The sequence below is a fragment of the Streptomyces sp. NPDC037401 genome, assembly GCF_055602345.1.
Map to the genome: position 1 here is coordinate 1 of NZ_JBVJWO010000048.1, position 25735 is coordinate 25735.

Annotated in this window: 27 protein-coding genes; 10 read left to right on the forward strand and 17 right to left on the reverse strand. The window is 72.5% G+C overall.

The window, feature by feature from the left end; all coding sequences use genetic code 11:
* Positions 1–107: 107 nt before the first annotated feature.
* The 5 genes from rlmB to ACZ7H1_RS33830 form a co-directional block, all read right to left on the reverse strand.
* Positions 108–1064, reverse strand: coding sequence for a 23S rRNA (guanosine(2251)-2'-O)-methyltransferase RlmB (rlmB, locus tag ACZ7H1_RS33810; RefSeq protein ID WP_470791921.1), 957 nt, complete (start codon positions 1062–1064; stop codon positions 108–110).
* 94 nt (positions 1065–1158) lie between these two features.
* Positions 1159–2562 carry a cysteine--tRNA ligase gene (cysS, locus tag ACZ7H1_RS33815; RefSeq protein ID WP_470791923.1) on the reverse strand — a complete coding sequence of 468 codons (1404 nt, stop codon included), beginning with the start codon at positions 2560–2562 and terminating at the stop codon, positions 1159–1161.
* A gap of 82 nt (positions 2563–2644) precedes the next feature.
* Positions 2645–3154, reverse strand: a complete 510-nt coding sequence (ispF, locus tag ACZ7H1_RS33820) for a 2-C-methyl-D-erythritol 2,4-cyclodiphosphate synthase (protein ID WP_470791924.1) — start codon at positions 3152–3154, stop codon at positions 2645–2647.
* A complete protein-coding gene (gene ispD, locus ACZ7H1_RS33825) occupies positions 3144–3890 on the reverse strand; it encodes a 2-C-methyl-D-erythritol 4-phosphate cytidylyltransferase (RefSeq protein WP_470791926.1) in 747 nt (248 codons plus the stop codon). Before ispD ends, ispF begins: the two co-directional genes overlap by 11 nt.
* Positions 3891–4154: 264 nt before the next feature.
* Positions 4155–4637: a CarD family transcriptional regulator gene (locus tag ACZ7H1_RS33830; protein ID WP_003953493.1), complete on the reverse strand. Its 483-nt coding sequence runs from the start codon at positions 4635–4637 to the stop codon at positions 4155–4157.
* Positions 4638–5320: 683 nt separating this feature from the next.
* On the opposite strand from ACZ7H1_RS33830, the gene ACZ7H1_RS33835 reads away from it, so the two are divergent.
* Positions 5321–5944: a copper chaperone PCu(A)C domain-containing protein gene (locus ACZ7H1_RS33835; RefSeq protein WP_470791928.1), complete on the forward strand. Its 624-nt coding sequence runs from the start codon at positions 5321–5323 to the stop codon at positions 5942–5944.
* A gap of 130 nt (positions 5945–6074) precedes the next feature.
* Here the strand turns inward: ACZ7H1_RS33835 and phoP are convergent, their stop codons facing one another.
* Both phoP and phoR read right to left on the reverse strand, forming a co-directional pair.
* Positions 6075–6755: a two-component system response regulator PhoP gene (phoP, locus tag ACZ7H1_RS33840; RefSeq protein ID WP_007265514.1), complete on the reverse strand. Its 681-nt coding sequence runs from the start codon at positions 6753–6755 to the stop codon at positions 6075–6077.
* Positions 6752–8098: a two-component system sensor histidine kinase PhoR gene (gene phoR, locus ACZ7H1_RS33845; RefSeq protein ID WP_470791929.1), complete on the reverse strand. Its 1347-nt coding sequence runs from the start codon at positions 8096–8098 to the stop codon at positions 6752–6754. Before phoR ends, phoP begins: the two co-directional genes overlap by 4 nt.
* Before the next feature lie 209 nt (positions 8099–8307).
* Between phoR and phoU the strand changes: the two genes are divergently transcribed.
* Positions 8308–8979: a phosphate signaling complex protein PhoU gene (gene phoU / locus ACZ7H1_RS33850; protein ID WP_470791931.1), complete on the forward strand. Its 672-nt coding sequence runs from the start codon at positions 8308–8310 to the stop codon at positions 8977–8979.
* A gap of 83 nt (positions 8980–9062) precedes the next feature.
* On the forward strand, positions 9063–9212 hold the full coding sequence (locus ACZ7H1_RS33855) for a hypothetical protein (RefSeq protein WP_470791932.1): 150 nt from the start codon (positions 9063–9065) through the stop codon (positions 9210–9212).
* 75 nt (positions 9213–9287) lie between these two features.
* Here ACZ7H1_RS33855 and ACZ7H1_RS33860 read toward each other — a convergent pair whose 3' ends face one another.
* On the reverse strand, positions 9288–10046 hold the full coding sequence (locus tag ACZ7H1_RS33860; protein ID WP_470791934.1) for a phosphoglyceromutase: 759 nt from the start codon (positions 10044–10046) through the stop codon (positions 9288–9290).
* Positions 10047–10197: 151 nt separating this feature from the next.
* On the opposite strand from ACZ7H1_RS33860, the gene ACZ7H1_RS33865 reads away from it, so the two are divergent.
* Positions 10198–11478 carry an MDR family MFS transporter gene (locus ACZ7H1_RS33865; protein WP_470791936.1) on the forward strand — a complete coding sequence of 427 codons (1281 nt, stop codon included), beginning with the start codon at positions 10198–10200 and terminating at the stop codon, positions 11476–11478.
* Between the two features lie 15 nt (positions 11479–11493).
* Here ACZ7H1_RS33865 and ACZ7H1_RS33870 read toward each other — a convergent pair whose 3' ends face one another.
* Complete coding sequence (locus ACZ7H1_RS33870) at positions 11494–12012, reverse strand: type III secretion system chaperone family protein (protein ID WP_470791938.1); 519 nt, start codon at positions 12010–12012, stop codon at positions 11494–11496.
* Positions 12005–13390, reverse strand: coding sequence for a D-inositol-3-phosphate glycosyltransferase (gene mshA / locus ACZ7H1_RS33875; protein WP_470791940.1), 1386 nt, complete (start codon positions 13388–13390; stop codon positions 12005–12007). The genes ACZ7H1_RS33870 and mshA overlap by 8 nt, the downstream gene beginning before the upstream one ends.
* Before the next feature lie 235 nt (positions 13391–13625).
* On the opposite strand from mshA, the gene ACZ7H1_RS33880 reads away from it, so the two are divergent.
* From ACZ7H1_RS33880 to ACZ7H1_RS33890, 3 genes are all read left to right on the forward strand, one after another.
* The gene (locus ACZ7H1_RS33880) at positions 13626–14435 is read left to right on the forward strand and encodes a methyltransferase domain-containing protein (protein WP_470791941.1); all 810 of its coding nucleotides are present in this window, start codon (positions 13626–13628) and stop codon (positions 14433–14435) included.
* A gap of 269 nt (positions 14436–14704) precedes the next feature.
* A complete protein-coding gene (locus ACZ7H1_RS33885; protein WP_470791942.1) occupies positions 14705–15706 on the forward strand; it encodes a C40 family peptidase in 1002 nt (333 codons plus the stop codon).
* Between the two features lie 321 nt (positions 15707–16027).
* Positions 16028–17335, forward strand: a complete 1308-nt coding sequence (locus tag ACZ7H1_RS33890) for a PP2C family protein-serine/threonine phosphatase (protein WP_470791943.1) — start codon at positions 16028–16030, stop codon at positions 17333–17335.
* 15 nt (positions 17336–17350) lie between these two features.
* Here the strand turns inward: ACZ7H1_RS33890 and ACZ7H1_RS33895 are convergent, their stop codons facing one another.
* The 3 genes from ACZ7H1_RS33895 to ACZ7H1_RS33905 all read right to left on the reverse strand — a co-directional run bounded on the left by ACZ7H1_RS33895 (position 17351) and on the right by ACZ7H1_RS33905 (position 18921).
* On the reverse strand, positions 17351–17689 hold the full coding sequence (locus ACZ7H1_RS33895) for a DUF2516 family protein (protein WP_470791945.1): 339 nt from the start codon (positions 17687–17689) through the stop codon (positions 17351–17353).
* A 144-nt stretch (positions 17690–17833) separates the two neighbouring features.
* The gene (locus ACZ7H1_RS33900; protein ID WP_470791946.1) at positions 17834–18427 is read right to left on the reverse strand and encodes a hypothetical protein; all 594 of its coding nucleotides are present in this window, start codon (positions 18425–18427) and stop codon (positions 17834–17836) included.
* Positions 18428–18528: 101 nt separating this feature from the next.
* The gene (locus ACZ7H1_RS33905) at positions 18529–18921 is read right to left on the reverse strand and encodes a helix-turn-helix domain-containing protein (protein WP_470791948.1); all 393 of its coding nucleotides are present in this window, start codon (positions 18919–18921) and stop codon (positions 18529–18531) included.
* Between the two features lie 53 nt (positions 18922–18974).
* Here ACZ7H1_RS33905 and ACZ7H1_RS33910 point away from each other — a divergent pair, with 53 nt between their 5' ends.
* From ACZ7H1_RS33910 to ACZ7H1_RS33920, 3 genes are all read left to right on the forward strand, one after another.
* On the forward strand, positions 18975–19406 hold the full coding sequence (locus ACZ7H1_RS33910) for a YunG family protein (RefSeq protein WP_470791949.1): 432 nt from the start codon (positions 18975–18977) through the stop codon (positions 19404–19406).
* 38 nt (positions 19407–19444) lie between these two features.
* Entirely contained in the window at positions 19445–19930 is a 486-nt protein-coding gene (locus ACZ7H1_RS33915; RefSeq protein WP_470791951.1) for a MarR family winged helix-turn-helix transcriptional regulator, read from the forward strand.
* 153 nt (positions 19931–20083) lie between these two features.
* Positions 20084–21529: an MFS transporter gene (locus tag ACZ7H1_RS33920; protein WP_470791952.1), complete on the forward strand. Its 1446-nt coding sequence runs from the start codon at positions 20084–20086 to the stop codon at positions 21527–21529.
* A 49-nt stretch (positions 21530–21578) separates the two neighbouring features.
* Here ACZ7H1_RS33920 and ACZ7H1_RS33925 read toward each other — a convergent pair whose 3' ends face one another.
* The 4 genes from ACZ7H1_RS33925 to ACZ7H1_RS33940 all read right to left on the reverse strand — a co-directional run bounded on the left by ACZ7H1_RS33925 (position 21579) and on the right by ACZ7H1_RS33940 (position 25725).
* A complete protein-coding gene (locus tag ACZ7H1_RS33925; protein WP_470791954.1) occupies positions 21579–22358 on the reverse strand; it encodes a putative protein N(5)-glutamine methyltransferase in 780 nt (259 codons plus the stop codon).
* 55 nt (positions 22359–22413) lie between these two features.
* Entirely contained in the window at positions 22414–23307 is an 894-nt protein-coding gene (locus ACZ7H1_RS33930; RefSeq protein WP_470791956.1) for a sigma-70 family RNA polymerase sigma factor, read from the reverse strand.
* A gap of 116 nt (positions 23308–23423) precedes the next feature.
* Positions 23424–24698 carry a GNAT family N-acetyltransferase gene (locus tag ACZ7H1_RS33935; protein ID WP_470791957.1) on the reverse strand — a complete coding sequence of 425 codons (1275 nt, stop codon included), beginning with the start codon at positions 24696–24698 and terminating at the stop codon, positions 23424–23426.
* Positions 24699–24723: 25 nt separating this feature from the next.
* Positions 24724–25725 carry an asparaginase gene (locus tag ACZ7H1_RS33940; protein WP_470791959.1) on the reverse strand — a complete coding sequence of 334 codons (1002 nt, stop codon included), beginning with the start codon at positions 25723–25725 and terminating at the stop codon, positions 24724–24726.
* Between the last annotated feature and the right edge of the window lie 10 nt (positions 25726–25735).

Consider the following 25735-nt stretch of genomic DNA (forward strand, 5'->3'; position numbering starts at 1 on the left):
CCCCCCCCCCCCCCCCCCCCCCCCCCCCCCCCCCCCCCCCCCCCCCCCCCCCCCCCCCCCCCCCCCCCCCCCCCCCCCCCCCCCCCCCCCCCCGGTTCTCACGGTGTTCAGGCGCGGCGGCGGGCCGCTTCGTAGAGCACGACGCCCGCGGCGACACCGGCGTTCAGCGACTCTGCGCCGCCCGGCATCGGGATGCGGACCAGGAAGTCGCAGGTCTCGCCGACCAGGCGGCCCAGGCCCTTGCCCTCGGAGCCGACGACGATGACGACCGGGCCGCCCAGCGCCTCCAGGTCCTGGACCTCGTGCGTGCCCTCGGCGGCGAGGCCGACGACGGCGATGCCGGCCTTCTTGTACTCCTGGAGGGCGCGGGTCAGGTTGGTGACCCGGGCGACGGGGGTGCGGGCCGCGGTGCCGGCGGAGGTCTTCCAGGCACCGGCCGTCATGCCCGCGGCGCGGCGCTCGGGGATGACCACGCCGTGGCCGCCGAAGGCCGAGACGGAGCGGACGATGGCGCCCAGGTTGCGCGGGTCGGTGACGCCGTCGAGGGCGACGATCAGCGGGTCCTGGCCGTTGTCGTAGGCCTCGGCGGTGAGGTCCTCCGGGTGCGCGTACTCGTACGGCGGGACCTGGAGGACCAGGCCCTGGTGGTTGAGGCCGTTCGTCATCCGGTCGAGCTCGGGGCGCGGCGCTTCCATCAGGTTGATGTTGCCGCGGGCCTGGGCGAGGGCGAGGGCCTCGCGGACGCGCTCGTCGTTGTCGATGAACTGCTGGACGTAGAGCGTGGTGGCCGGGACGCCGTCGCGCAGGGCCTCGAAGACCGGGTTGCGGCCGACGACCATCTCGCTCGTGCCCTTGGGGCCGCCGCGGCGGGGGGCCGGGCGGCGCTTGGCGGCCTGCCGGGCCATGGCGTTGGAGACGCGGAAGGCCTTGTGGCCCTTGCGGTCCTCGGCCTTGGGCGTCGGGCCGCGGCCCTCCAGGCCCTTGCGCCGCTGGCCACCGCTGCCGACCGTGGCGCCCTTCTTGTTGGACGTGCGGCGGTTCCTGCGCTGGCTGTTCCCGGCCATGACCTCTACCTGTTTTCGTTGGTACTGCGATACGTACGTATGAAGAGTGTGCCGCCCGGAGCGCCGGGCGGCCACCAAACTCGGCTGCCCGGGGTCAGCGCGGCCCGAGGGACCAGCGCGGGCCGGACGGGCTGTCCTCGATGGCCAGCCCGGACTGGTTCAGCTGGTCGCGGATGGCGTCGGCGGTGGCCCAGTCCTTGCGGGCCCGGGCGGACTCGCGCTGGTCCAGGACCAGCCGGACGAGGGTGTCGACGGCCCCGTGGAGCTCCTCGCCGCGGTCGCCCTCTCCGCCGGCCCACTGGGGGTCGAAGGGGTCGAGGCCGAGGACGCCGAGCATGGCACGCACCTCGGCGAGGCGGGCCACGGCGGTTTCCTTGTCGTCCGCGGCCAGAGCGCTGTTGCCCTGGCGGACGGTGGTGTGGACGATCGCGAGGGCCTGCGGGACGCCCATGTCGTCGTCCATGGCCTCGGCGAAGGCGAGCGGGACCTCGGCGGCCGGGTCGACGGTCTTGCCGGCGAGCTCGGTCACGCGCTGGCAGAAGCCCTCGATGCGCCCGAAGGCGGACTCGGCCTCGCGCAGCGCCTCCTCGCTGTACTCGATCATCGAGCGGTAGTGCGGGGTGCCGAGGTAGTAGCGCAGGACGATCGGGCGCCAGTTCCGGACCATCTCGGAGACGAGGACGGAATTGCCGAGCGACTTCGACATCTTCTCGCCGCTCATGGTGACCCAGGCGTTGTGCACCCAGTACGCGGCGAACGCGTCGCCGAAGGCCTGGGCCTGGGCGATCTCGTTCTCGTGGTGCGGGAAGATCAGGTCGATGCCGCCGCCGTGGATGTCGAAGGCCTCGCCGAGGTACTTGTGCGCCATCGCGGAGCACTCGAGGTGCCAGCCGGGGCGGCCGCGGCCCCACGGCGTCTCCCAGGAGGGCTCGCCGGGCTTGGCGGACTTCCACATGGCGAAGTCACGCGGGTCGCGCTTGCCGGTCTCGCCCTCGCCGGACGGCTGGAGCAGGTTGTCCAGCTCCTGGTTGGACAGGCTCAGGTAGCCCGGGAACGAGCGGACGTCGAAGTAGACGTTGCCGTCGGACTCGTACGCGTGGCCGCGCTCGATCAGGCCGCGCATCATCTCGACCATCTCGGTGACGTGCCCGGTCGCGCGCGGTTCGTACGTGGGCGGCAGGCAGCCGAGGGCGGTGTAGCCGTCGTTGAACGCGCGCTCGTTGTCGTAGCCGATCGACCACCACGGGCGGTTCTGCTCGGCCGACTTCGCGATGATCTTGTCGTCGATGTCGGTGACGTTGCGGATGAAGGTGACCTCGTAGCCGCGGTACGCGAACCAGCGGCGCATGATGTCGAAGTTCAGGCCGGACCGGATGTGCCCGATGTGCGGGGCGGCCTGCACGGTCGCGCCACAGAGGTAGATCGAGACGCAGCCCGGCACGAGCGGGGTGAAGTCGCGGATCTGCCGGGCGCTGGTGTCGTACAGGCGAATAGTCACGGCATCAAGGGTAGTGGGCCTGTGGCAGTGCCCCGCGACCCTTTGCGGGACGCGGGGCGCTTTGTTGCCGAAGTGCCGCGGCTCAGGCCTCGGAGGGGCGGTAGACGAGCGCGGTGGCGAGGGCGGCCAGGCCCTCGGCCCGGCCGGTCAGGCCCAGCCCGTCGGTGGTGGTCCCGGAGACGGAGACGGGCGCGCCGGCGGCCGCGCCGAGTGCCTTCTGAGCTTCGTCGCGCCGCTTGCCGATCTTCGGGCGTACCCCGATGACCTGCACGGATACGTTCCCGATCTCGAAGCCCTCGGCGCGGACGATCCGGGCGGCCTCCGCGAGGAGGGTGACACCCGAGGCGCCGGACCACTCGGGGCGGGAGGTGCCGAAGTGCGCGCCGAGGTCGCCGACCCCGGCCGCGGAGAAGAGCGCGTCGCAGGCTGCGTGGGCGGCCACGTCGCCGTCGGAGTGCCCGGCGAGCCCGTAGCCGCCGCTCTCCGCCTCGTCCCAGAGCAGGCCGGCGCACCACAGCTCGCGGCCCTGCTCGAAGGCGTGCACGTCGGTGCCGATGCCGACCAGGGGGATCAGGGGTCGGTCAGTAGGCATCGGTGGCCCTCCTTCGGGCGAGTACGGCCTCGGCGAGTACGAGGTCCAGCGGACGGGTGACCTTGAAGGCTTCCTCGTGGCCGGGCACGAGGACGACGGGCACGCCGAGCTTTTCCACCATTCCGGCGTCGTCGGTGGCGCCCTCGCCGTTGACGGCGATGGTCTCGTGCGCGCGGACCAGGGTGGCCAGGTCGAAGCCCTGCGGGGTCTGTACGGCGCGCAGCCGGGCCCGCTCGGGGGTGGCGACGACCGGCTCGGGGGCACCGCCGGTCTGCGGCTCGACCTCCTTGACGGTGTCGGCGAGCGGCATCGCGGGCACCACGGCGGGCGCGCCGTCGCGGACGGCCTCGATGACGGCGTCCACGGTGTCGACGGGGACGAGCGGGCGGGCCGCGTCGTGGATCAGCACGGAGGTGATGGACTCGGGGAGCGCGTCCAGGCCGGCCCGTACGGACTCCTGGCGGGTGTCCCCGCCGGGCACGACGAGGAAGTCGGTGCGCTCGGGGAGGGCGTGCTCGTCGAGGAGGTTCTTGACCTCGGCGGCGCCGTCCGGCGGGGCGACCACGACGACCAGTGCGACGGCGCGGGAGCGGGCCATGGCGCGGACGGCGTGGATCAGCATGGGAACGCCGCCGAGGGTGCGCAGCGCCTTGGGGGCGCCGGGGCCCAGGCGTACCCCGCGGCCGGCCGCGGGGATGACCGCGGCGGTACGGTGGGGACGCGATTCGTCAGACATCGGTAGCTCCGGGCAGAGACAGCGGTGGGCGGCCAGGTTTGTGCCTTCGGCCGACATGGGTATGGCCTGAACGGGCCGGGCACGACGCCCCGACCGGGGCCCCTTCCGTGACGACCGGTCGAGCAGGCGGCCCGGGCCCGGCACGCCATCCGGGTGCGGAAGCATGGAGGTACAGACATGCCGCAGCGCCCGGCAACAGCAGCCTCTCTATGGGGAGAGGCCCGTTATCGGGCACCGCGGCACGACTGTTGAGTGCACCTCGCGTCAGGACGCGAGGACCTCGTCGAGGAGGGCCTCGGCCTTGTCCTCGTTGGTGTTCTCGGCGAGCGCGAGCTCGCTCACCAGGATCTGACGCGCCTTCGCGAGCATGCGCTTCTCGCCCGCCGAAAGCCCGCGCTCGCGCTCACGACGCCACAGGTCACGGACGACTTCCGCAACCTTGATGACATCGCCCGAGGCGAGCTTCTCCAGATTTGCCTTGTAGCGACGAGACCAGTTCGTCGGCTCCTCGGCGTACGGTGCACGCAGCACCTCGAAGACCCGGTCCAGCCCGTCCTGGCCGACTACATCGCGAACGCCGACGAACTCCGCATTGTCCGCAGGCACACGAACCGTCAGGTCGCCCTGGGCGACCTTGAGCACCAAGTAGGTCTTGTCCACGCCTTTGATCTGGCGAGTTTCGATGGCCTCGATCAGCGCGGCCCCGTGATGGGGATAGACCACGGTGTCGCCAACCTTGAACGTCATGTGACAGGTACCCCTTCCGTGGCTATCCAGGGTAACACGAGAACTGACTGTTATGAATGGCGTTTTCGCAGGTCAGGGCCTATCTCAGGGCTTGACAACAGCGACACGAACGTGCTGCGACGGGCTTCCGGAGGGGGGTATTCGCAGGTCGGAGCGGCTGTCGGCACGGGGCGAAACGACCACGCTACACCTCCCGGGCGACCCCGAGGCTGTGATGTACGTCCCGTTTTGCCGGGTTCGAAGAGGAGAAACCGAACTACTCCGTTCGACTGGCGACCACCCGTACGGAGCGCCTTCCGGCTCAATCCGGAATTGATCATCCGTCGGGGTTCGGTGGAATAACGGGCCGGTCCGGAAGGTGGCCGGGAAGCGAACGGGGAACGACGGGGAAGCCGACCTTGAAGCAGCCGGAAGCCGCTCGGGAAGTCGGTCTCGAAGCCGATCGGCGGACGGCCGGAAATTGATCACCGGCGTTTTGTGGCGCGATATGTGAACGCGGCACGGAATGCAAGATCGCCGGGCCGCGCGGGAGGCGGGCCGCACTGCGCGGAGGGTCGGGTGCGGGGGCGGGGCGGCGGCTCGGTAACCTAAGCCCGCTGACACACCCTTAGGGCGGCTTTACCTCCCCGGCGGAGCCCCCGACCTGCCAAGTCCGTACGTACGTCCTAGGAGATGCCGCCGCCGTGAGCCGGACCCTTCGACGCGGCGCCCTCGCCGCCGCCGCCATCGTGTTCTCGATCGGATCGCTCGCCGCCTGCGCGGCGGGCAACGACGCGCAGACCCTGCAGATCAAGCCGGACAACGCGGCGACCACCAAGGGCGACATCAAGATCCAGAACGCCCTGGTCATCACGCAGCCCGAGAAGGACGCCAAAGGCCCGGCCGTCGTCTCGGCCACGCTCTTCAACGCCGGCACCGAGGCGCAGACCCTCGACTCCATCACCCTGCCGGGCGGCACCGGCACCGTGAAGCTGACCCCGGCGCAGGGCTCCGGAAAGATCACCGTGCCCGCCGGCGGCTCCGTGGTCCTGGGCGGCAAGGGCAACGCCTCCGCCGTCATCGAGGACGGCCGCGAGGCCGTCAAGGACGGCGACGCGCAGGACGTGCTGTTCAAGCTGAGCAAGACCGGCGACGTCCAGCTGGCCGCGTTCGTCGTGCCGGCCGAGGGCTACTTCGAGGCCTTCGGCCCGGCCCCCGTCCCGGCCGCCTCCGCCTCCGCCAGCCCGTCCGGCACCCCCTCGGGCACGCCGTCCGGCACCCCGTCGGGCGCCCCCTCGGGCTCGGCCTCGGCCAGCGCCGGTCACTGACCCGCAGCAGTCCGTACGTACGCGGAGGGCCCCACCCGATCGGGTGGGGCCCTCCGTGTACGTCACGCCGGTCCGGGGCCGCTCACGGCTGTCTGCGGCCGTTCACGGGTTTACAGCCGTTCACGGGTGTTTACGGCTCGAACTTGTAGCCGAGTCCGCGGACCGTGACCAGGTAGCGCGGGGCGCCCGGGTCCGGCTCGATCTTGGCGCGCAGGCGCTTCACGTGGACGTCCAGGGTCTTGGTGTCGCCGACGTAGTCCGCGCCCCAGACCCGGTCGATGAGCTGCATGCGGGTGAGGACGCGGCCGGCGTTGCGCAGCAGCATCTCCAGCAGGTCGAACTCCTTCAGCGGGAGGTCGACCTTCGCACCCGCGACGGTGACCACGTGCCGGTCCACGTCCATGCGGACCGGTCCGGCCTCCAGGGCCGCGGGGGTGACCTCCTCCGGCTCGCCGCGGCGGCGCAGGACCGCGCGGATGCGGGCGACCAGCTCCCGCGAGGAGAAGGGCTTGGTGACGTAGTCGTCGGCTCCTATCTCCAGCCCGACCACCTTGTCGATCTCGCTGTCCTTGGCGGTCACCATGATCACGGGCACGTTCGAGCGGCCGCGCAGCTGCCGGCAGACCTCCGTGCCCGGCAGGCCGGGCAGCATCAGGTCGAGCAGGACCAGGTCGGCGCCGTTGCGCTCGAACTCGTCCAGGCCGTCGGGCCCGGTCGCGGCGATGGCGACCTCGAAGCCCTCCTTGCGGAGCATGTAGGACAGGGCGTCGCTGAAGGATTCCTCATCCTCGACGACGAGAACTCGGGTCACGGAAGGACCTCCGGGGCAGGGATGACTGGTTCAGTTTCAAGCACGGAGCGAGCGGTGATGGCCGTTCCGGAATGCAGGCCCGAAGAGCCGTGTGAGCCGTTTGCGCTGTTCGAGTTGTGTGAGCCGTCTACGGCGGCCGGGGCCGTGGAGCCGTGGGAGCCGTGCAGACCGTTCGAGCGCCCGCGCTGGTCCGCCGCCTCCGGCAGCCTCAGGGTGAAGGTGGAACCCTGGCCTTCGGAGCTCCACACCGTTACCTCGCCGCCGTGCGAGGCGGCCACGTGCTTGACGATCGCGAGGCCGAGGCCCGTACCGCCCGTGGCCCTGGAGCGGGCGGGGTCCACCCGGTAGAAGCGTTCGAAGATCCGCTCCCGGTCCTTCTCCGGGATGCCGATGCCCTGGTCGGTCACCGCGACCTCGATGAAGTCTCCGCCGGGTGCGGCCACCCGGCGGGCGGCTATGCCCACACGGGTGCGGGCCGGACTGTAGTTGACGGCGTTCTCGACCAGGTTGCCGAGGGCGGCCGCGAGCTGCCCGCGGTTGCCCCAGACCCGCAGGTCGGCGGTGCCGCCCGCGGCCATGGTGATCTGCTTGGTCGACGCGGTGTGCCGGCAGCGGTCTATGGCCTCCGCGACCAGTGTGTCGACCCGTACGGGCTCGGCGTCCTCCAGCGGGTCGTCGTTCTGCACCCGGGAGAGGTCGATGAGCTCCTGGACCAGATTGGTGAGGCGGGTCGCCTCGATCTGCATCCGGCCGGCGAAGCGGATGACCGCCTCGGGGTCGTCGGAGGCGTCCATGACCGCTTCCGAGAGCAGGGAGAGCGCTCCCACGGGCGTCTTCAGCTCGTGGGACACGTTCGCGACGAAGTCGCGGCGCACCGCTTCGATGCGGCGGGCCTCGGTGAGGTCCTCGACCAGCAGCAGCACCAGCCGGGATCCCAGGGGGGCGACCCGCGCCGAGACCGCGAGGGCCTCGCCGCGGCCGGTGCCGCGCCGGGGCAGGTCCAGCTCGACCTGTCGTATCTCCCCGTCTCTGCGGGTGTCGCGCGCCATGTGGAGCATGGGCTCCACGGCGAGCTTCCCGCCGCGCACCAGCCCGAGGGCGTACGCCGCCGAGCTGGCCTTGACGACGCTGTCGGCCTCGTCCAGCACCACGGCCGAGGAGCGGAGCACGGAGAGCACCGTGTCCACGCCCGGCGGCAGTACTGCATTGATGTCGGGGCGCATGGCACTCCGGGTGGGGCGGGCCTGGTCGCGCTCGCTCCAGCGGAACGCCAGCATGGCGATGACACCGGTGCACAACCCGGCGATCGCAGCCGCTGCGGCGACCGCCGCGTTCACGTCCATGCATCCAGGTTAAGCAGGCGCGACGACAGTTCCACAGCCGTTCGGGTGGCACCTCGAACAGTCGTCGCCCAGAGTTCACCGTGGCGACTGTGCTGATTCACTTGAGGTGCCGGAGTCCGACGCGTCGGGCCCGCACCGTGGGAGCGTGGGGGTCCGAGCCCCCGGCCCCGGGGCGAGACAGGCCCCGGTAGATACAGAGAGGGACACCCATGCGGGACGCGTACCACGAGGAACTGGACTCGATCGGCGAGGGCCTGGTCGAGATGGCCCGCCTCGTCGGCTCGGCGATCGGGCGGGCCACCACGGCCATGCTCGACGCCGACCTGAACCTTGCCGAAAACGTGATCGCCGCGGACCAGAAGGTCGACGATCTCCAGCACGACCTGGAGGCCCGGGCCATCGCCCTGCTGGCCCGCCAGCAGCCCGTCGCCACCGACCTGCGCATCGTCGTGACCTCGCTGCGCATGAGCGCGGACCTGGAGCGCTCCGGCGACCTGGCCCAGCACGTGGCCAAGCTCGCCCGCCTGCGCTTCCCCGACACGGCCGTGCCGCGGGACCTGCACGCGACCATCCTGGAGATGGGCCAGCTCGCGCAGCGCCTGATGGCGAAGGCGGCGGAGGTCATCATCACCAAGGACGTCGACCTCGCGCTCCAGCTGGAGCAGGACGACGACGAGATGGACACCCTGCACCGGGCCCTCTTCCAGCACCTGATGGACGACCGCTGGAAGCACGGCATCGAGACCGCCGTCGACGTGACGCTGCTGGGCCGCTACTACGAGCGCTTCGCCGATCACGCGGTCTCGGTGGCCAAGCGCGTGGTGTACCTGGTGACGGGCGAGCACGCGGACGAGCTCCAGGCGCCGGTCGAGAACGTCTGACCCAATGCGCCGTTGACGCGCCTGCGCGGCTGGGCATCAATGGGGCGAGGCGGTACGTCGCGTCCGCCTGCCGAGGAGGAACCATGGCCGATTCCCCCGTACCCATCACCCCGGAGCAGGAACAGCAGCAGCCGTCGGAGCCGCTGCGCCTCCCCCTCCTCGCCGCATGCGGGTGCGGCTCGGGCTGCGGCTGCGGCTGCCAGTCCGGCGCCCCCTGCCAATGCGGCGGCTGACCCGCACCACCGCGCACGCAAGAGCCCCCCACCCACCGAGAACCGGCAGGTGGGGGGCTCTTGAGTGCGTCAGGGTTACTTCTTGCCCTGGTTCTTGACGGCCTCGATGGCGGCCGCGGCGGCCTCCGGGTCGAGGTAGGTGCCGCCCGGGTTGAGGGGCTTGAAGTTCTCGTCCAGCTCGTACGCGAGGGGGATGCCGGTCGGGATGTTCAGGCCGGCGATGGCCTCGTCCGAGATGCCGTCGAGGTGCTTGACCAGCGCGCGCAGGGAGTTGCCGTGCGCGGCGACCAGGACGGTGCGGCCGGCCAGGAGGTCCGGGACGATGCCGTCGTACCAGTACGGCAGCATGCGGACGACGACGTCCTTGAGGCACTCGGTCTTCGGGCGCAGCTCCGGCGGGATCGACGCGTAGCGCGGGTCCTCGGACTGGGAGAACTCGGTGCCGTCCTCGAGGGCCGGCGGCGGGGTGTCGTACGAGCGGCGCCACAGCATGAACTGCTCCTCGCCGAACTCGGCGAGCGTCTGGGCCTTGTCCTTGCCCTGGAGGGCGCCGTAGTGGCGCTCGTTCAGACGCCAGGAGCGGTGGACCGGGATCCAGTGGCGGTCGGCGGACTCGAGCGCCATCTGCGCGGTGCGGATCGCGCGCTTCTGGAGGGACGTGTGGACCACGTCGGGGAGCAGGCCGGCGTCCTTGAGCAGCTCACCGCCGCGGACCGCCTCCTTCTCGCCCTTCTCGTTGAGATTGACGTCCACCCAGCCGGTGAACAGGTTCTTCGCGTTCCATTCGCTCTCGCCGTGGCGGAGGAGGATCAGCTTGTACGGTGCGTCGGCCATGCGTACGAGCGTAATGGACGCCGCAGGCCGCCCGCGCGTCGCGGGTGCCCCCGCGGGCGGGGTGCGCGGGCGAATTCGGTGGCGCCTCCCCCACCCACGCGCGTAATGTGCCGATCGGCTTGTCACCACTTACATCCACGGGGGATTCCGCATGTCCACTGCCCGACTGAAGAGAGCGGTGCGCGAGAGCGTCTCCGGGCTCCCCCGCGAGTTCTGGTGGCTGTGGACGAGCACCCTGGTCAACCGGCTCGGGGCCTTCGTCGCGACGTTCATGACCTTGTACCTGACCCTGGACCGGGGCTATTCGGCCTCGTTCGCGGGACTGGTGGTCGCCCTCCACGGGCTCGGCGGCGTGATCTCCTCGCTCGTCGCGGGCGTCATGACCGACCGGCTCGGCCGCCGCCCCACCCTGCTGGCCGCGCAGGCGTCGACGGCCTTCTCGGTGGCGCTGCTCGGCTTCATGCACCACCCGGCGGCGATCGCCGCCGTCGCCCTGCTCGTGGGCATGACCTCGAACGCCTCCCGCCCCGCCGTGCAGGCGATGATGGCCGACATCGTGCGGCCCGAGGACCGGGTGCGGGCCTTCGCCCTGAACTACTGGGCGATCAACCTCGGCTTCGCGGTCAGCGCGACGGCCGCCGGCTTCATCGCCGAGTACAGCTACCTCGCGGGCTTCCTCGGCGAGGCGGCGCTGACCCTGGTCTGCGCGGTCCTCGTGTACCTCAAGCTCCCCGAGTCCCGCCCGCAGAAGTCGGCGGACGCGGCCGCGAAGGAAGCGGACGTCCGGCTCGGCACGGTCCTGCGCGACGGCCGCTTCATGGGCGTCGTCGCGCTGTCCTTCCTCATCTCGCTGATCTTCACCCAGGGCTCGGTCGGCCTGCCGGTGGCCATGGGCTCGGCAGGCTTCTCCCCCGCCGACTACGGCCTCGTCGTCGCCGTGAACGGCGTGCTGATCGTCGCGCTCCAGATCCCGGTCACGCGCTTCATCGAGCACCGCGACCCGCAGCGGCTCCTGGTGGTGTCAGCCCTGCTCGCCGGGTACGGGTTCGGCCTGACGGCGTTCGCCGGCTCGCTCGCCGTCTACGCCCTCACGGTCTGCGTCTGGACCCTCGCCGAGATCGTGAACTCGCCGACCCAGATGAGCCTGGTCGTCCGGCTGTCCCCGGTCCACGGACGCGGCCGCTACCAGGGCGTGTACACGATGTCGTGGGCGGTGGCGTCCCTGGTCGCACCGCTGCTTGCGGGTACGGTCATCGACCGGTTCGGAGCCGACTGGCTGTGGGGCGCGACGGCCGTACTGGGCACGCTGGCGGGCGTCGGGTACTGGCTGCTGATGCGCAGCCTGCCCGGAGGGACGGAAACCGTACGGCCCTCCGCTCCGGCTCCGGCCGCCGTCCCGGACGCGGCCCCCGCCGCCGAGCACGCCTCCTAGGCGTCCGCCGGACGCCTAGGAGGCGTCCGCCGCCGGACGCTCCGTCAGGTGCTTGAAGGCGTCCAGGTTGCGGGTGGACTCGCCCCGCGAGACGCGCCAGGCGTACTCCTTGCGGATGGCCGTCGCGAAGCCCAGCTCCAGGAGGGAGTTGAAGGCTCCGTCGGCGGCCTCCAGGACCGAGCCCAGGAGCCGGTCCAGCTCCTGCGGGGTGACCACCGACAGCGGGAGCTTGCCGACCAGGTAGACGTCGCCCAGCTGGTCGACGGCGTAACTCACGCCGTACAGCTTCAGGTTGCGCTCCAGCAGCCAGCGGTGCACGCCGGACTCGTTCTCGTCCGGATGGCGGATCACGAAGGCGTTGAGGGACAGCGAGTGCCGGCCGACCAGCAGCGAGCAGGTCGTGGACAGCTTCCGGGTGCCCGGCAGCTTGACGACGTACGAGCCCGGCTCCGGGCTCTCCCACTCCAGCTCGGCGTCGTTCAGGGTGCTCTCGACGACCTGCGCGACCTGCTCGATCTTCGTGACCTCAGCCATGGTGGGAGCGTACGCGACGGCGGTGGTCCAGCATCGCCCCCGTGTACACGTCCGCCGTGGCGCTCGCGGCCGTGTCCCAGCCGAAGAACTGCGCGTGCCGGGCCGCCTCCGCGCCCATCCGCTCCGTGAGCCCCGGTTCGTCCACGAAGCGCCTGAGCCGGCGGGCGTAGTCCACCGGGTCGTGGCCGGGGACGAGGAAGCCGGTGACGCCGTCGTTGACCGCGACCGGCAGGCCGCCGACCTCGGCGGCGAGCACGGGCGTGCCCGTCGCCTGCGCCTCGATGGCCACCAGCCCGAACGACTCGCTGTACGAGGGCATGACGAGCACCGACGCCGCGCGGAACCAGTCCGCCAGCTGGTCCTGGCCGACCGGGGGCTGGAAGCGCACGAGGTCCGCGATGCCCAGGCGGGCGGCGAGCTTCTGGAGGCCCTCCGGCTTGGCGAGCCCGCTGCCGCTCGGGCCGCCGACCACCGGCACCACCAGGCGCCGCCGCATCGCCGGGTCCTGAGCGACCAGCTCGGCCACCGCCTTCAGCAGCACGTCGGGGGCCTTCAGCGGCTGTATGCGGCCGGCGAAGAGCGGGACCAGGGCGTCCTGGGGCAGCCCCAGGCGGGCCCGGGCGGCGGCGCGGCCGTCGCCGACCGTGAACCGGTCGAGGTTGACACCCGGGTGGACCACCGCGACCTTGGCCGGGTCCGCGTCGTAGTGCCGGACGAGTTCGTCGGCTTCCTCGGCGGTGTTGGCGATGAGCCGGTCCGCGGCCGACACGATCTGGGTCTCGCCGATCACCCGGGCGGCCGGCTCGGGGGTGTCGCCCTCGGCGAGAGCGGCGTTCTTGACCTTGGCCATGGTGTGCATGGCGTGGACGAGGGGCACGCCCCAGCGCTCGGCCGCGAGCCAGCCGACGTGGCCGGAGAGCCAGTAGTGGGAGTGCACCAGGTCGTAGTAGCCGGGCCGGTGTCCAGCCCAGGCCTGCATCACGCCGTGGGTGAAGGCGCACAGCTGGGCGGGCAGCTCCTCCTTGGCCAGGCCCTCGTACGGGCCCGCGTCGACGTGCCGCACGAGCACGCCGGGCGCCAGCTCGACCACGGGCGGCAGCCCGCCGGCCGTGGCCCGCGTGAATATCTCGACTTCGATGTTGATCGCGGCCAGCCGCCGGGCCAGCTCCACGATGTAGACGTTCATACCGCCGGCGTCTCCGGTGCCCGGCTGGTGCAGCGGCGACGTGTGCACGCTGAGCATGGCGATGCGGCGGGGTTTGCGGTGGTGGTGGCCGACCGGAAGGCGCAGCCGGGGCGTGTGGGGGGCGGCGAACGTCGAGCGGCCGGTGGCGATCCGGCCGCCGAGGCCGCCGAGCCGGGACACGTACTGACTCACGTGAGCGGTCCTCTCGCTCGGGGCACTCCGGGCATGGCGCATGAAGAACGGGCTCCGTCCTCGGTGGTTCCAACCACGGCGGACCTCGCCCGCATTCCACTGTGCAGAACTTTTCTCCCGCAGGCGCGCCCGGAAGCACGGGGGAAGGTGCCGGGGACGGCCCGGAACGTGCGGTGCGCGGGGCGGGGGACGGCTCCGCGCAGGGGGCCGGCGCCCGCCGCGTACCCTCGCCTGTATGGCCCCCCGCACCCCCCTCCCTCCCCCCGGCCGCCCCGTGGGCACGGTCACCCGCGGGACCACCAACCCCAACCGGCTGCGACGCATGGACCGCTGGATCGCCGCCGTACACGGGGCCGCACTGCGCCGTGCGGACGCGCCCGTCGCCGTCGACCTCGGGTACGGGGCCGCGCCCTGGACGGCCGTGGAGCTGCTGACCCGGCTGCGGGAGGCGGCCCCGGGGGTCCGCGTGGTCGGCATCGAGATCGAGCCGGCCCGGGTCGCGGGAGCGAAGCCGTACGAGCGCGAGGGCCTGGAGTTCCGGCACGGCGGGTTCGAGGTGCCGCTGGACGGCGGGGCGCGCCCCGCGCTGATCCGGGCGGCGAACGTCCTTCGGCAGTACGACGAGGAGCAGGTGGCCGCGGTGTGGGAGCGGCTGTGCGCGCGGCTGGCGCCGGACGGGCTGTTGGTCGAGGGGACGTGCGACGAGATCGGGCGCCGGCACGTGTGGGTGGCGCTGGGCCCGGAGGGGCCGCGTACGGTCACCTTCGCGACCCGGCTGGGCTCTCTCGAACGGCCGTCGGACCTCGCCGAGCGGCTGCCGAAGGCGCTCATCCACCGCAACGTCCCGGGGGAGCCGGTGCACGCGTTCCTGCGGGACTTCGACAGGGCCTGGGCGGCCGCGGCGCCGTACGCCTCGCTGGGCGCGCGGCAGCGGTGGATCCGCACGGCGCGCTCGCTCGCGGTGGACTGGCCGCTCGCGGACGGCCAGCGGCGCTGGAGGCAAGGGGAGTTGACCGTGCGCTGGGAGGCGCTGCGGCCCGCTTAAAGTAGACGGTCCGGGTCACATCGTCATACCGGCGTCCGGCCAACGGGCGAACGGTGTATCCACATCGGGGGAACCGTCCACAAAGCCCCAGACCGGGGCTGTCGCATTGCGCCGAGTCATGACACCATCCCGGATGGCGACCACAGGTTACTGACGGTAAATCAGCTCGCGCGGCTGAGCGGCAGTTCGGTCGCCCGCCACACCGGACACTCGCTGGGGGGACAGTGAACCGAAAGCGCGGCGCTGCCGCACTCACTCTCATCTGCGCGATGGCCTTGCTCGGGACGACGCCGGGCCTCGCACACGCCGAGCCCCGGCAGCCCGAGCCCGTCTCCGCCGTCGCCCTGGAGAAGGTGCGCAAGGAGATAGAGGAGCTGTACCGCCAGGCCGCCGCGGCCACGGACGCGTACAACCTCGCCGAGGAGCAGGCCAAGCGGCAGTCGGACCAGATCGTCACGCTCGCGCGGCGGATCGTCGCGGGGCAGGCGCGCATCGCGGACCTGAAGGACCGCGCGGGCGCCGCGGCGCGGGCGCAGTACCGCGGCGGCGGCCTGCCGCCGGCCGCCAGGCTGGCCCTCAGCGACACCCCGAACCAGTTCCTCGACAGCGCGGGCCTGTTGCGGCAGGGCGAGCGGGCGGCGAAGGGCCTGCTCGCCGAACTGGACCGCACGCAGAACGACTTGAAGCAGTACGCCGCGGACGCCAGCGTGCACTGGCAGACCCTCGAGGCCAATCGCCTCAAGAAGGACGCCGCGAAGAAGAAGATCAACGAAAAGATCAAGGCGGCCGAGCAGCTGGAGAACCGGCTCGAGGCCGAGGAGAAGGCCCGGCTGCTCCAGCTGGAGCGCGAGGCGGCGTACCGCGAGCAGAAGAAGTGGGTCGACACCGGCGTCCTGAAGGACGTCAAGGGCACGGCCACGGCGGCCGGCAAGCAGGCCGTGCAGTACGCGACGGCCCAGATCGGCAAGCCGTACGTGTGGGGCGCCGAGGGACCCGACTCGTTCGACTGCTCCGGGCTGACCTCGCAGGCCTGGCTGGCGGCCGGCCGGCAGATCCCGCGGACGTCGCAGGAGCAGCTGCGGCTGCTGCCGAAGGTGGCCGTGAAGGACATGCGCCCGGGTGACCTGATCATCTACTTCAACGACGCCAGCCACGTCGGCATGTACATAGGGGACGGCGCCATGGTGCACGCGCCGCGGCCGGGCCGTCACGTGACGATCGCGGGCGCGGGCTCGATGCCGATCCGCGCGGTGGTACGGCCTGACGTGTAGCGGAGCGGCGCTCGCACGCGCGCACCGGGCCCGGCTCCGGCCGCCCGGCACGGTCCGGTCCGGTCCTGACTGCGCCGGATCGTGCCGGATCGTGCCGCTACGGACGGAACGGCTCCGTATCGTCCGAGGGGACCGGCCGGGCTCCCGGCGTGATGTTCGTCATTCCCGTTCGCGGGCTTTCCCCCGGGATTTCGGCATATGACGGTGGCTCGTCCCGCTTCGCCATTCCGATTCCACGGCCCGTACCGCTATGGTCCCCGTCTGGTGGCGTGCCGTTCCGTGCGCCACCGCACCCTCGGGGGGAGGGAAGGAACCCAGACGATGCCCGTACCCGTACCGCGGCAGAGGGATACCCCGGCCGTGGAGAGCGGTCAGGCCGGTCTGCCCCCGCACGCCCTCACGCTCCTGGTGATCGAGGACGACCCGGCGGGCGGTCTCACCGTCCCCGAGATGCTCGACGCCGAAGGCAACCGCATCCGCATCCGCACCGCGCGGAACCTCACCGAGGCGGCGCGGCTGCTCACCCACGACGTGCACTGCATCCTGCTGGACCTGTCCCTGCCGGGAAGGCCGGGCGTACCCGCCCCGGCAGCCCCGCCTGCCGCGGCCCCCGCAGCGGGCGCCCCCGCCGCCGCCCCGGCCGCGACCGACGAACTGGCCACCCTGCGCCAGGTCCTGCGCATCGCCCCGCGCCACGCCGTGCTGGTCCTGACCTCCGAGGCGGACGCCGAGCGCGCCGCCGAGGCCGTGCGCGTCGGCGCACAGGACTACCTGTTCCGGGACGAGCTGGACGGGCGGCTGCTGAGCCGTGCGATCCGGTACGCCGTGGAGCGCAAGCGCGCCGACATCGCGCAGTTCAAGCTTGCAGAATCGAAACTGCGGGCCCAGGAGAACGCCCGGCTCGAACGCGGTCTGCTGCCCACTCCCCTGCTGGAGGGCTCGGACCTGCGCTTCGCCGCCCGCTACCGGCCCGGCCGCAGCCGCGCCCTGCTGGGCGGGGACTTCTACGACGCCGTCCGCACCCCGGACGGCACCGTCCACGCCATGATCGGCGACGTCTGCGGGCACGGCCCGGACGAGGCGGCGCTCGGCGTGGAGCTGCGGATCGCCTGGCGGGCACTGACGCTGGCGGGGCTGTGCGGTGACGAACTGCTGGCCACGCTCCAGCAGGTGCTGGAGGTGGAGCGGCCGAACGACGAGATCTTCGCGACGCTCTGCACGGTCGACATCTCCCCCGACGGCCGCCGCGCGGGCCTGTGCCTGGCCGGCCACCCCGCCCCGCTGGTGTCCCGCCCCGGGCGGGCCGCCCGGCTGCTGCCGTACGAGGACAGCGGGCCGGCGCTCGGCCTGCTGCCGCGGGCCCGCTGGCCGCGCCGCCAGGTGGACCTGGGCGGTACGTGGAGCCTGATGCTCTACACGGACGGCCTGATCGAGGGCCGGATCGGACCGGGCCGGGAACGGCTCGGCCAGGACGGCATGGTCGAGATGATCAACCGGCACCTGGAGCGGGGGCTGCACGGCGAAGCGCTGCTGGAGGCAGCCGTCACCGAGGCCCGGCGCCTGAACGGCGGCGAGCTCACGGACGACGTGGCCGTGGTGCTGCTGGACCGGACCTCGGGCCGCCGCTGACGCGCCGCCCGCCTGCTAGCGGCCGCCGTTGTACGGGCCGTACGGGCCGTCGCTGCTGCTCCCGCCGCGGCGCTTGCCGCCGCCCGAGACGTGCTTGAGCGCGGGCCGCACGTCCACGAAGAACACGATGGTCGCGATCAGACCGGCGATCTGGAGGAAGAGCATCCCCAGGAACAGGTCCACCAGGACCGTGATGCCGAGGATGATCAGCCAGAACGGCTTCGTCTTCTTGTCGGCGGCCCGGTAGGCGTCCTCGCGGGCGGTCGCGGCGAGGACCAGGGCGATGACGGCGGGCACCAGCGTCCCGAAGTACAGGAGATTCGCGAGGAGCGAGTCGAACTTCTGCATCAGCATCCCGGCACCAGCTTCTTCGTCATCGTCGTCATGGACCGGGCCGTCGGGCCCAGCGGCCAAGGTACCCGCTGAGAGGACAACGAACCGGGCACCCGTGCGGGTGCCCGGTTCGCGTGGCGTCTCCCGGCCCGGCCGGGAGGCCGCTCAGCTGCCGTCGACGGCCGGCTCGGCGGAGGCGGCCGGAGCCGTCTTCTTCGCGGCCGTCTTGCGCGTGACGGGCTTCCTCGCCGCGGGCTTGGCGGCGTCGGACTCGGCGCCGGCCCCGGCCTCGCCCGTGGCCTTCTGGTCCGCCTTCTCGTCGGCCTCGACCACGGCGGCGAACTCGACGATCTCGTCGGCCGCCTCGCCGCGCCACTGCCGCACGGTCTGCTCGCCGTGCTCGGCGACCTTGTCGTAGGTCTCCTTCGCCTTCACGGCGTACTCGGCGGCCACCCCGACGCCGCGCAGGGCGAGGTCCTGGGCCTGCTCGCCCAGCTTCTTGAGGTCGGTGTCGAGGGAGCCGATGACCTCGGTGACCTTGGCGGTGACCGCGGCCTGGGCCTCCTTGGCCCTCTCCTGCACGGCCTTGGGGTCGGTGTTGCGTACGGCCTCGATGCGCGCCGGGGCCTCGGCCCGCAGCTGCTCGATCAGTGCGGGGACCTTCTTGGCCCGCTGCACGGCGAGGTCGGCCGTACCGGCGGCGAAGTAGAGGGGAGTGGGGTCGGTGAGGGTCTTGCGCAGGTCATCGGTGATGGCCATGACTGGTCCTCCCGGATCACAGTTCGGTGCGGTTCGGTGCTGGGCTGTGCTGCGTGCTGTGCACGGTTCGCGTTCTCGTGCTGCGGTTCTTGTGCTGCGGTTCAGCTCGCCACGGGGGTGCCGCTGCCGTCTTCGCCGGCGGCTTCCTCCTGGGCGTTCTCCTTGCGGAACGACTCGTAGATCTGCAGGAGCACCTGCTTCTGCCGCTCGTTGATGGACGGGTCGGCGAGGATGACGGCGCGCGTCTCCAGCTCGTCCGCTTCCCGTTCGTCGAGTATCCCGGCGCGCACGTACAGCGTCTCGGCCGAGATCCGCAGGGCCTTGGCCAGCTGCTGGAGGATGTCCGCGCTCGGCTTGCGCAGCCCCCGCTCGATCTGGCTCAGGTACGGATTGGACACGCCGGCCGCATCGGCCAGCTGCCGCAGCGAAAGCTGGGCCTGGCGCCGCTGCTCGCGCAGGTATTCGCCGAGATTGCCGACGTTGAGCGTTCCCATGCGCCGATCCTCGCGCACCTTGCTAACTTTTGCAAGCAGGCGCTTGCAAAAGTATGACTGTCGGCGGGGGGAGGCAGCATGGGGAGATGACCTTGCTGCTGAGCGACATCGAGCGCGCCATACGCGCCAGTTGGGGCGCGGACACCTGCACGCCGGAGTTCCGGGCGCGGTGGACCGGCGCGAATCCGGCCCGGGACCAGTGCGGGGTGACCGCCATGGTGCTCAACGACCTCCTGGGCGGCGAGCTGATCCGCGGGGAGGTGCACGTGGACGGCGTGCGCACGGACTTCCACTGGTGGAACCGGCTCGGCGAAGGCGTCGACGTCGACCTCACCCGGGAGCAGTTCGCGCCGCACGAGCACGTCGTCGGCGGCTCGGTCGTCGTGCGCCCGCCGCGCTCCGAGTGGAAGCGCCTCCACGAGGAGTACGACCTGCTGAGCAGCCGGGTGCGGGAGCGGCTCGGCCTCCAGGCTCTGTCCGCTTAGAGACGATCCGGAACGGTACGAACGGCTACGCTGAAGGCATGACCGCCATGAAGCCCACGCGCAGCGAGCCCGACCTCTCCTACCTGCTGGACCACACCAGCCATGTGCTGCGGTCGCAGATGGCGGCCGCACTCGGGGAGATCGGACTGACCGCGCGCATGCACTGCGTGCTGGTCCACGCCCTGGAGGAGGAGCGGACGCAGATCCAGCTCGCCGAGATCGGCGACATGGACAAGACCACGATGGTCGTGACCGTGGACGCCCTGGAGGCCGCGGGGCTGGCCGAGCGGCGGCCGTCGAGCAAGGACCGGCGGGCGCGGATCATCGCGGTGAGCGACGAGGGGGCGCGGGTCGCGCTCGAGAGCCAGAAGATCGTGGACCGGGTGCACGAGGAGGCGCTCGGCGCGATCCCCGAGGAGGACCGGGCCGCCTTCCTGCGCGCCATGAACCTGCTCGCGGGCGGGCACCTGGCCACGCCCGCGGAGAGCCCCCGCCCGGCCCGCCGCGCCCGCCAGTCCCGCTAGCGGGCCCCCGCGGACCGACCCGCAGACCGACCGCCGACCGGCCGCGCCGCCCCCTGGAACCCACCCCGGGGAAAGCCGTTCCGTAAAAACCCGTCTACAACAAAACTATCTGCTAACGTCTCTCCTGTCGCCCTCACGGACAGGAGAGACCGCATGTCTGCCCACTCCCGCCGGACCGCTCTCGCCGTTATCGCCACCGGCATGCTGATGACCGTCCTCGACGGCAGCATCGTCACCGTCGCCATGCCCGCCATCCAGAACGACCTGGGCTTCTCCCCCGCAGCCCTCAGCTGGGTGGTCAACGCCTACCTGATCGCCTTCGGCAGCCTGCTGCTCCTCGCCGGGCGGCTAGGCGACCTGATCGGCCGCAAACGGATGTTCCTCGCCGGCACCGCCGTCTTCACCGGGGCCTCCCTGCTCGCCGGCGCCGCCACCGATCCGGCCGTCCTGATCGCCGCCCGCTTCCTCCAGGGCATCGGCAGCGCGATGGCCTCCGCCGTGAGCCTCGGCATCCTCGTCACGCTCTTCACCCGGCCCCGCGAACGCGCCAGGGCCATCGCCGTGTTCAGCTTCACGGGCGCGGCCGGGGCCTCCCTCGGCCAGGTGCTCGGCGGCGTGCTGACCGACGCCCTCGACTGGCACTGGATCTTCTACATCAACCTGCCCATCGGCCTCGCCACGCTCGCCGTCGCCGTCCGCGCCCTGCCCGCCGACCGCGGCCTGGGACTCGCCGCCGGAGCCGACGCGCTCGGCGCCGTCCTCGTCACCGGCGGCCTGATGCTCGGCATCTACAGCGTCGTCAAGGCCGAGCAGTACGGCTGGGCCTCCGCCCACACCCTCGGCCTCGGCACCCTCGCGCTGGCCCTGCTCGCCGGCTTCGTCCGCCGCCAGGCCACCACCGGGACCCCGCTGATGCCGCTGCGCGTGTTCCGCTCGCGGGCCGTCACCGCCGCCAACCTGGTCCAGATGCTGATGGTCGCCGCGCTGTTCTCCTTCCAGATCCTGGTCGCCCTCTACCTCCAGAAGGTCCGCGGCTACGGGGCCGCCGAGACCGGGCTCGCGATGCTGCCCGCCGCGGTCGTCATCGGCGCGGTCTCCCTCGGCGTCTCCGCCCGCCTCAACTCCCGCTTCGGCGAGCGCAACGTCCTGCTGGCCGGGCTCGCCCTGCTCACCGTCGGGCTGGGCCTGCTCAGCCGGCTCCCCGTCCAGGCCGACTACGTCACCGACCTGCTCCCCGCGATGGTCCTCGCGGGCGGATTCGGACTGGCCCTGCCCGCGCTGACCTCCCTCGGCATGTCCGGCGCGCAGGACGACGACGCGGGCCTCGCCTCCGGGCTCTTCAACACCACCCAGCAGATCGGCATGGCCCTCGGGGTCGCCGTCCTGTCCACCCTCGCCGCCTCCCGGACCGAGCACCTGAGCGGCCTGGGCAGGACCCCGGCCCAGGCGCTGACAGGTGGCTACCAGCTGGCGTTCGCGATCGGCTCCGCCCTGCTCGCGGGTGCCTTCGTCCTGGCGCTGGTGCTGCTGAAGCGCCCCTCGCCGCAGGCCTCCGGCGAGTCCCCGGCCGAGACCCCGGCCCCCGCCACCGCAGCCTGAAGCGCCTGAAACACCCGGACCCCCACCGCCCCACCGTGCACCTACGCCATCAGGCGGTCCTGGTCCCGACGACCACCGTCGCCGCGTACTCCTCCGACGACACCACCTCCGGCACGAGACCCGCCCGGGAGAACGCCTCCGCGGTGTGCGGTGCCTGGCGCCCGCTCGTCTCGATCAGCAGTCGGCCGCCCGGCGCGAGCCAGCCGAGGGAGCCGGACACCACCCGGCGCTGCACGTCCAGACCGTCCGCGCCGCCGTCCAGCGCCACCAGCGGCTCGTGGTCCCGGGCCTCCGTCGGCAGCAGCCCGATCGCCTCCGTCGGCACGTACGGGGCATTGGCCACCAGGACGTCGACCCGGCCGCGCAGCTCCCGCGGCAGCGGCCCGTACAGATCGCCCTCGTAGACCCGGCCGCCCGCGGCCTCCACGTTCACCCGGGCGTAGCGGACCGCCTCCGGCTCGATGTCCGCCGCGTACAGCTCGACCGGTCCGACCGCCGCGGCCACCGCCGCGCCGACCGCGCCGACCCCGCAGCACAGGTCCAGGACCACCGCCCCGGGCCGGGCCGCGCCCGCAGCCCGGGACACCAGGAACTCGCTGCGCCGCCGCGGTACGAACACCCCGGGGCCCACCGCCATCCGCAGCCCGCAGAACTCCGCCCAGCCGACGACGTGTTCCAGCGGATGGCCACCGGCCCGCCGCGCCACCATCTCCGCGAGCTCCTCGCCCGTACCGGCGGCGGCGAGCAGCAGCCGGGCCTCGTCCTCGGCGAAGACACAGCCCGCGGCCCGCAGGGCCGAAACGACGTGAGATGGATCAGAAGTAAGCAAATGCCGTCACCTTAGTCGAAAGTCGAAAGTCGAAAGTTGAATGAGTCGAATGGAGTCAGTTGTCGAGGAACGTGAGGTCGAGGCGCTCCAGCCGCTCCGGGTCGGCCAGGATGTCGATCTCGACGATCCTGCCGCCGCTGACCGTGAAGCCCATGACCGCGACCGGCTTCCCGTCGGGCATCGTGACCACGCCGGGCGCGCCGTTGACCAGGGCGCGCCGCGCGAAGGCGCCCAGCTTGGAGAAGGTGAGCGCCTGCTGCGCCACGCCCACGGCGCCGCGCACCAGCTTGGAGGCCCCGCCGGCCGCCGCCCCGAGGTCGACCCGCAGGACGACGTCCGGGTCCAGCACGGCCAGCAGCCCTTCGAAGTCCCCGTCGCGCGCGGCCGCCTGGAAGGCCGACACCACCTCGCGCTGCATGCCGAGGTCGGGGTCCGGCGGGGGCGTGCCGCCCTGTACCCGCCGCCGGGCCCGGCTCGCCAGCTGCCGGGCCGCGGCCGGGGTCCGCTCCACGATGGGGGCGATCTCGTCGAAGGGCATCCCGAACATGTCGTGGAGGACGAACGCCAGCCGCTCGGCGGGCGCCAGCTGCTCCAGTACGACGAGCAGAGCGAGCCCCACGGAGTCCGCGATCAGCACCTCCTGCTCCGGGTCCGGCCCGCTCTCCGGGCTCAGCACCGGCTCGGGCAGCCGGACCCGGTCCTCCAGGGAGTCCTCGCGGCGGGCCTTGCGGGCGCGCAGCTGGTCGAGGCAGACCCGGCCGACGACGGTGGTCAGCCAGCCGCCGAGGTTGCCGACGTCGCTGGTGTCGGTGCGGTCCAGCCGTATCCAGGCCTCCTGGACGGCGTCCTCGGCCTCGCTCACCGATCCGAGCATCCGGTAGGCCACGGCACGCAGGTGCCCCCGGTTCTCCTCGAACCGGGCCGCCAGGTACTCACGCTCTCGGGTCATCGTCCGCTTCTCCATCACGAGGGGCCTGGGGCCGGGTGTGCCGGGCGGACCGGGCGGTCCACAGCCCTGACGCACGGGCGCCCGCCGATGTGACGGCGCGCGCACCTGCGAAGGGCTCAGAAGATGTCCGGGCACCAGGGCCGGCGAGCGGTACGGAACATCAGGTCGGCGCGGGCCGCGGCGCCCGCGGTCAGCTCCTGCACCCGGTCCAGTTCCGTCAGCCGGGCCACGGAGCCCTCACCCAGGTACAGCGCGCTCAGCTCGTTCACGCCCAGCCGCAGGTCGGCGGGCCCCCCGGTCGGCGTGCACACGGCCTTCCCGTCCGCGTCGGCGTCGAGCCGGTAGCGCCCGCCCGCCAGGCCCGCCGGGTCGTCGACTTCCAGCACGAGCTCCCCGGGCGCGTCGTACGTCCGCGCCTCCAGCGCCCGTACGACGTCCAGCAGCCGCACCCACAGCCAGTCGGCGTACGAGACCAGGCGGGCGGACCGGGGGTCGGGGAGCAGGTCCGGGAGCAGGTCGTCGGGGGCGCGGGGGCCCGTACGGACCTTCAGGATCCAGTCGATCGAGCACAGGTAGCGCCACAGCGCGCGCTCGGCGGCCGGGGTGACCGCGATCAGGTCCTTCACCGTGGCGGTGTTCTGCGGGGTCTTCGCGTCGGTCCAGGAGTCGTCGGCCCGGTAGACGGCCAGGCCCTCGACCTCGCCCGCGGCCGAGCGGTAGAGCACGAAGAACGGCTCGGTCCACGGGCGGTGCGACATCGCCTCCAGGCCGGTGCTCAGGCTCCACCAGCGGGTGTCGCGGTCCACGGCCCCGGGGCGGGCGGCGCGCAGCCGCTCGTGCAGCTCCGGGCCGACCGCGCGCACTTCCGCGGCGTCCGAGAAGTCGATGCGCCCGCCGCAGTCGGGGCGGCCGCTGCGGGCCGGGTCCAGACCGGTCCGGGCGACGTCGATCTCCCAGTCGGACAGGAAGGTCGCGGGACCGAAGCCGTACCGGCCGTAGATCGGGTACTCGGCCGCGATGAGGGTGGCCACGACGTCGCCGCGGGCCTTCGCGTCGGCGAGGTCGTCCGCCATCATGCGGCTGAGCACCCCACGGCGGCGGTGGGTGGGCAGCACTGAGACGTTGCTGATGGCGTCCGCGGGCACCTCGGCCCCGCCGGGCACGGTCAGCTTCTGCGCGAACGACCGGAAGGTGCCCACGCAGCGGCCGGTGTCCGGGTCGAACGCCCCCCGGGTGCGGGCGAGATCGGCGTACCGCCGTCGCTGCGCGACGTCGTCGTCCGTGGCCGTCGGCGGGCTCAGGAATCCGGTGTGGGCGGCCTCGAGCCAGACCCTCATCTCGGGCTCGGAGACCGGGCGGACGTCGATGCCGGGCGTGACGGGAGCGCTCATTCCCGCCACGCTACGGCCGCCCCGGTCAGAACGTCACGCGAATTTCTCCGACCCGGCGGCCGCCGCCGAGGAGCGGCGCGTCGCCGATCCGTTCGACCACCGGCCCGTCCACGCCGAGCAGTTGCAGGCCGCGTGCGAGGACCGGCGACAGGGCGCGCGGCGAGCCGTCGTCGATCTTGAAGGCGAGTGCGCGGCCGTCCGCGAGGGCCACCGCCTGCACCGCCTCGGCGCCCATCTTCGAGAGGGCGCCCGGCACTTCGCGCATCAGCCAGGTGTCGGGGCGCCGGGTCCCGGCCACGTACTCGGGGTGCGCGCGCATGGCGTCCGCGACCTGCCGCTCGGCCGAGCCGGGGAGCGCGAGGACGAAGTGCCGGTAGGCGCGGGCCAGTCCGGTCAGGCTGACGGCCATCAGCGGGGCGCCGCAGCCGTCCGTGCCGGTGGCGGCGACCGGCTCCCCGGCGGCCTCCTCGACGACGTCGTGCACCAGCCGCTGGAGGGGGTGCTCGGGGTGCAGGTAGCTGTCGCGCGGCCAGCCGTTGCGGGCGCACGCGGCGAGCATCGCGGCGTGCTTGCCGGAGCAGTTCATCGTGATCCGGTCCCGGCCGCCGCCGGCCGAGAGCCGGCTCTCGGCCTCGACGGGGTCGAGCGGCAGGTCCGGCGGGGTCTGGAGGTCCGCCTCGGACAGCCCGTGCTCGGCGAGCATCTTCCGTACGAGATCCAGGTGGAAGCCTTCGCCCGAATGGCTGGCGGCTGCCAGCGCGAGGCGCTCCCCGGCCAGCGGGAGCCCGGCCCGCAGCACGGCCGCGGCCTGCATGGGCTTGTTGCTGGAGCGGGGGAAGAGCGGCCGGTCCACGTCGCCGAGCGCCAGCTCCACCGAGCCGTCGGCCGCCAGCACGACCAGCGTGCCACGGTGGGCGCCCTCCGTGAATCCGGACCGCACCACCTCGGCGAGGACGGGCGGAACCGCTGCGTCCGGATGCCGGGTGGCGGCCCCGGCTATCGGGCTGGTGTCGTCGGAACGGGTCATCGGTCTCGGC

Bases quoted from the DNA above. Each gene is read 5' to 3' on its own strand.
- ACZ7H1_RS33905 (WP_470791948.1), bottom strand. From the start codon at position 18,921: ATGGGAACGCTCAACGTCGGCAATCTCGGCGAATACCTGCGCGAGCAG.
- ispF (WP_470791924.1), bottom strand. From the start codon at position 3,154: ATGCCTACTGACCGACCCCTGATCCCCCTGGTCGGCATCGGCACCGAC.
- ACZ7H1_RS33860 (WP_470791934.1), bottom strand. From the start codon at position 10,046: ATGGCCGACGCACCGTACAAGCTGATCCTCCTCCGCCACGGCGAGAGC.
- ACZ7H1_RS33935 (WP_470791957.1), bottom strand. From the start codon at position 24,698: ATGAGCGCTCCCGTCACGCCCGGCATCGACGTCCGCCCGGTCTCCGAG.
- ACZ7H1_RS33870 (WP_470791938.1), bottom strand. From the start codon at position 12,012: ATGGCTGAGGTCACGAAGATCGAGCAGGTCGCGCAGGTCGTCGAGAGC.
- ACZ7H1_RS33830 (WP_003953493.1), bottom strand. From the start codon at position 4,637: ATGACGTTCAAGGTTGGCGACACCGTGGTCTATCCCCATCACGGGGCC.
- phoU (WP_470791931.1), top strand. From the start codon at position 8,308: ATGCGGGACGCGTACCACGAGGAACTGGACTCGATCGGCGAGGGCCTG.
- phoR (WP_470791929.1), bottom strand. From the start codon at position 8,098: ATGGACGTGAACGCGGCGGTCGCCGCAGCGGCTGCGATCGCCGGGTTG.
- ACZ7H1_RS33930 (WP_470791956.1), bottom strand. From the start codon at position 23,307: ATGACCCGAGAGCGTGAGTACCTGGCGGCCCGGTTCGAGGAGAACCGG.
- ACZ7H1_RS33900 (WP_470791946.1), bottom strand. From the start codon at position 18,427: ATGGCCATCACCGATGACCTGCGCAAGACCCTCACCGACCCCACTCCC.
- ACZ7H1_RS33885 (WP_470791942.1), top strand. From the start codon at position 14,705: ATGGCCTTGCTCGGGACGACGCCGGGCCTCGCACACGCCGAGCCCCGG.
- ACZ7H1_RS33890 (WP_470791943.1), top strand. From the start codon at position 16,028: ATGCCCGTACCCGTACCGCGGCAGAGGGATACCCCGGCCGTGGAGAGC.
- ACZ7H1_RS33920 (WP_470791952.1), top strand. From the start codon at position 20,084: ATGTCTGCCCACTCCCGCCGGACCGCTCTCGCCGTTATCGCCACCGGC.
- ACZ7H1_RS33880 (WP_470791941.1), top strand. From the start codon at position 13,626: ATGGCCCCCCGCACCCCCCTCCCTCCCCCCGGCCGCCCCGTGGGCACG.
- ispD (WP_470791926.1), bottom strand. From the start codon at position 3,890: ATGTCTGACGAATCGCGTCCCCACCGTACCGCCGCGGTCATCCCCGCG.
- rlmB (WP_470791921.1), bottom strand. From the start codon at position 1,064: ATGGCCGGGAACAGCCAGCGCAGGAACCGCCGCACGTCCAACAAGAAG.
- ACZ7H1_RS33910 (WP_470791949.1), top strand. From the start codon at position 18,975: ATGACTGTCGGCGGGGGGAGGCAGCATGGGGAGATGACCTTGCTGCTG.
- ACZ7H1_RS33940 (WP_470791959.1), bottom strand. From the start codon at position 25,725: ATGACCCGTTCCGACGACACCAGCCCGATAGCCGGGGCCGCCACCCGG.
- ACZ7H1_RS33855 (WP_470791932.1), top strand. From the start codon at position 9,063: ATGGCCGATTCCCCCGTACCCATCACCCCGGAGCAGGAACAGCAGCAG.
- ACZ7H1_RS33895 (WP_470791945.1), bottom strand. From the start codon at position 17,689: ATGCTGATGCAGAAGTTCGACTCGCTCCTCGCGAATCTCCTGTACTTC.
- ACZ7H1_RS33915 (WP_470791951.1), top strand. From the start codon at position 19,445: ATGACCGCCATGAAGCCCACGCGCAGCGAGCCCGACCTCTCCTACCTG.
- ACZ7H1_RS33865 (WP_470791936.1), top strand. From the start codon at position 10,198: ATGTCCACTGCCCGACTGAAGAGAGCGGTGCGCGAGAGCGTCTCCGGG.